Here is a 1,241-nt window from a genome sequence, read left to right on the forward strand (position 1 = left end):
TGATGTCTTGAGCCAATCCATTGGTCACAAACTCTGTCCCTTTTTGTGCATTGATCTCACTGTCTGACAGTGTGGATTCTTTTGGACTGCGGATCTCTTTTCGACACGTGGCGTCTTTGCAATAGTCATCGACTTTGAGTGGGAGGGCATGAGACGTGAGCGCTTGGCTTGCCGTTTGTTTCGCCCAATTGGCGCTCTCGGTAAAGGTGTGTTGTTCATTAGTCAGCGCGAGAGTCGAAAAAAAACTGAGCGTGAGCGCTGTCCATAGGTGAATGCGCATAAGGAGTACCTCATCAAAAGTTGGGGGAGAGAGGGTTATTGGGAGTAGAGCGTGCGCAGCAGTGGGGTAATGTTTTGCTGCGCATCCCCAGCCGCGAGGTAATCCAGAGCTTGGTAAAGTGAAATATTGCCATAAAGGATATCGTAGTCACTGGCTTTACAAGGCTGCTTGGGCAAGCAGCGGTTTTGCTTGACCGAAACAAAGGCGGGTACACGTTGAATATCAAATTGCTTAAACCAATCGGGGCTTACCGAAAATCCGCTTTGAATAGGCGCCTTATTGGGGGAGCGTATCAAGGCCTCGATACGTTTGGCCGTGGCCGGAAAACCTTCGGGTAAGACGCCGCGTATCACCAATGGCACGCCTAAGTGCTCACTTTGCATCAGAAGCTGTTTGAGCGCGGTCTCAGGCATGGTGAGTGACACAAACACCATTACCCCTTTTGGGGCTTGGTCAGGGTGGCGCGTGGGTTTTTGTCGCCCCAATAAAGGGGAAAGACTCTCTTCTTGTATCAAATCTTGAACCTTGCGGCTGAGAGTCAGCGCTTCTTCTCGATAAGCCTGGGCTTTATTTTGTATGTCGTCCGTAGGCCACGTCTTCGCCGCCTCCGGTTGTTGAGTCATTTTTTGCTCAAGCTTGGCAAAAGATTTGAGCTCTTGCTCAGTGTAAGCCTGGGTGGGTAACGCAATAAAAAAACACAGAAAAACAAGAGAGCGCCTAAAGGTGCTCTCAAAAGATGGAATGGTCATAGTAACCTCTTCATTATGGCCGCTGAAAGGGTGGGTAGAGGGTGTGAGCGTTTTGGAAGCTGATTGACAGCACCTTACGAGCATTGAGATCGCGACAAAACGAGAAGCAAAACTGCGAGAGCGGGAAACAGCAGTAAATGTGCTTGTTGTTGGCGATCTCTGTTTTTAAAAAATCGGTAAGGGAGTCAGGGTGACTGGCAATAAATAGGTCC

The 1,241-nt window shown here is 49.3% G+C and carries 2 protein-coding genes and 1 pseudogene; all 3 read right to left on the reverse strand.

What is annotated here, in order from left to right:
- Positions 1-280, reverse strand: a pseudogene (locus tag ACED60_RS25670) (type-F conjugative transfer system mating-pair stabilization protein TraN); the annotation flags it as partial.
- A 35-nt stretch (positions 281-315) separates the two neighbouring features.
- Positions 316-1,029 carry a type-F conjugative transfer system pilin assembly protein TrbC gene (trbC, locus tag ACED60_RS25675; RefSeq protein ID WP_371728735.1) on the reverse strand — a complete coding sequence of 238 codons (714 nt, stop codon included), beginning with the start codon at positions 1,027-1,029 and terminating at the stop codon, positions 316-318.
- 13 nt (positions 1,030-1,042) lie between these two features.
- The coding region (locus tag ACED60_RS25680) for a hypothetical protein (protein ID WP_371728736.1) at positions 1,043-1,241 on the reverse strand (199 nt) is incomplete at its 5' end.

This window comes from Vibrio sp. 1F279 (assembly GCF_041439815.1).
GTDB classification, from domain to species: Bacteria; Pseudomonadota; Gammaproteobacteria; order Enterobacterales; family Vibrionaceae; genus Vibrio; species Vibrio tasmaniensis_A.

What these genes read in the sequence shown, in the direction of transcription:
- trbC (WP_371728735.1), bottom strand. Translation starts at nt 1,029, where the DNA reads ATGACCATTCCATCTTTTGAGAGCACCTTTAGGCGCTCTCTTGTTTTT.